Genomic DNA, 2,648 nt, shown 5'->3' on the forward strand with positions numbered 1-2,648 from the left:
AGGGCGGCGGCGAAGGCGGGGAAGGCGGTGTAGAGGTCGCGGCCCATGCCGGGGCGTTGGCTGCCCTGGCCGGAGAACACGAACGCCGTACGACCTGACACCGCCTCACCGGTCGCGATGCCCGGACGGGACGTGCCCTCGGCCAGCGCCGTCAGCCCCGCCAGCCCGTCCTCCAGGTCGGCGGCGACGACGACGCCGCGCCGGTCGAACAGCGTGCGCGTGGCGGTGAGCGAGTACGCGACGTCCGCCGGGGCGGTGCCGGGCCGCTCCGCGAGGTGGGCGCGCAGCCGCGCGGCCTGCTCCCGCAGCGCGCCGTCGTCGTTCGCCGACAGCACCCACGGCACCGGCCCCGGGTCGGCCTCGGTCTCAGGGACGTCGCCGTCCTCGGCGGGGGCCTCCTCCAGGATCACGTGGGCGTTGGTGCCGCTGACGCCGAACGACGAGACGCCCGCGCGACGCGGACGCCCGTGCTCCTCCCAGGCGGTCGGCTCGGTCAGCAGCCGGACGGCCCCGGTCTCCCAGTCGACGTGCGGGGTGGGTTCGTCGACGTGCAGCGTTTCGGGCAGCAGGCCGTGGCGCATGGCCAGCACCATCTTGATGACCCCGGCGGCTCCGGCCGCGGCCTGGGTGTGCCCCAGGTTCGACTTCACCGAACCCAGCCACAGCGGACGGTCCCGCCCCTGCCCGTAGGCCGCCAGCAGCGCCTGCGCCTCGATCGGATCGCCGAGCCGCGTGCCGGTGCCGTGCGCCTCGACCGCGTCGATGTCGTCCGGCGTGAGCCGGGCGGCGGCCAGGGCGTCCTCGATGACCCGCTGCTGCGCGGGCGCGGACGGCGCGGTCAGTCCATTGCTCGCGCCGTCCTGGTTGACGGCCGTGCCCCGGACGACGGCGAGCACCGGATGCCCGTTGCGCCGCGCGTCCGACAGCCTCTCCACCAGCAGCATCCCGACGCCCTCGCCGAAGCCCGTACCGTTCGCCCCGGCCGCGAAGGACCGGCAGCGCCCGTCCGGCGACAGCCCGCGCTGGCGGCTGAACTCCACCAGCAGGCCCGGCGAGGCCATCACCGTCGCGCCGCCCGCCAGTGCCAGGTCGCACTCGCCCCGCCGGACCGCCTGCACCGCCAGGTGCAGCGCGACCAGCGACGACGAGCACGCCGTGTCGATCGTGATCGCCGGCCCGGCCAGCCCGAAGGTGTAGGCGAGCCGCCCGGACGCGACGCTCGTGGTGTTCCCCGTCAGCAGGTGGCCCTCGAACTCGGCGGGCACCTCCCGGCCGCGCGGCGCGTACTCCTGCGCGATCACACCGACGAACGCGCCGGTGCGGCTGCCCGCCACCGACCGGGGGTCGAGCCCGGCGCGCTCGAACACCTCCCAGGCTGCCTCCAGCAGGACGCGCTGCTGCGGGTCCATCGCGGCGGCCTCGCGCGGGCTGATCCCGAACAGGGCGGCGTCGAAGTGGTCGGCGCCGGGCAGGAAGCCGCCGTGCCGGGTGTAGGTCGTCCCGGCGCGGTCGGGGTCGGCGTCGAAGAGCGCGTCGATGTCCCAGCCGCGCTCCCGCGGGACCTCGACGATCCCGTCGCCGCCCTCGGCCAGCAGCCGCCACAGCCGCTCGGGGGAGTCCGCGCCGCCCGGGAAGCGGCAGCTCATGCCGACGATCGCGACCGGCTCGGCGTCCCTGGCCTCCAGGTCGTGCACCCGGCGGCGGGCCAGCCGCAGATCGGCGGTGGCCCGCCTGAGGTAGTCGCGCAGCTTCTCCTCGTTGCTCATGTCACGAGATCCCAAGTTCGTTCTCCAGGGCGTCGAACAGCTCGTCGTCGGAGGCCGAGGCGAGGTCGCCGGGCCCGTCGTCCGCGCGATCGCGCGCCGTCTCCGGCGCGCCGGCCTGGTGCCACTTCCACAGGAAGGCGCGCAGCCGCGGGCCGATCGCGGCGCGCTCGCCGGGGTCCCAGGCGAGCCCGGACAGCGCGGCGTCGAGCCGGTCCAGCTCCGCCAGCACCGACGGCCCGGCCGCCGCGTCCGGCGGGGCCAGCTCGGCGCGCAGCCGCGCCGCCAGCGCCGCCGGGGTCGGGTCGTCGAACACGACCGTCGCCGGGAGCCGCAGCCCGGTCGCGGCGTTGAGCCGGTTGCGGAACTCGACCGCGGTGAGCGAGTCGAACCCCAGCTCCTTGAACGCCCTCCGCTCGTCGAGCGCCGCCGGATCCGGGTAGCCCAGGACGGCGGCGGCCTCCGCGCGGACCACCTCGACCAGCAGCGGGAGCCGCTGCTCGTGCGGCGTCGCCGCGAGCCGCTCGCGCAGCCCCCGCCGGGCGGCGGCCGCCGCGACCCGGCGCGCGGCCGGTCCGGCGAGGTCCCGCAGCAGCGGCGGCACGTCCGCGCCCGCCGCCCGCAGCGCCTTCCCGTCCACCGGCAGCGGCAGCAGCACGGGCTCGTCGCGCGCGAACGCGGCGTCGAGGAGGGCGAGGGCGCGATCGGTGTCGAGCGGTGCGAAGCCGGCCCCGGCCAGGCGCCGCCGGTCGGCGTCGGTGAGGTGCCCTGTCATGCCGCTCGACTCCGTCCACAGGCCCCACGCCAGCGACAGTGCGGGGAGTCCGAGTGAGGCGCGGTGTTGGGCGAGTGCGTCGAGGTAGGCGTTGGCGGCGGCGTAGTTGC

The 2,648-nt window shown here is 76.8% G+C and carries 2 protein-coding genes; both read right to left on the reverse strand.

Translation table 11 applies throughout. From position 1 onward, the window contains the following. Window positions 1-1,766 (reverse strand): type I polyketide synthase (locus tag CHF16_RS39035; protein ID WP_143228389.1); only part of this gene is annotated, 1,766 nt, incomplete at its 3' end. 1 nt (window position 1,767) lies between these two features. After that, a partial coding sequence (locus CHF16_RS39040; protein WP_143228391.1) for an acyl carrier protein occupies window positions 1,768-2,648 on the reverse strand: 881 nt, incomplete at its 5' end.

It is taken from the genome of Actinomadura meyerae (assembly GCF_900188445.1).
Taxonomy (GTDB): Bacteria; Actinomycetota; Actinomycetes; order Streptosporangiales; family Streptosporangiaceae; genus Spirillospora; species Spirillospora meyerae.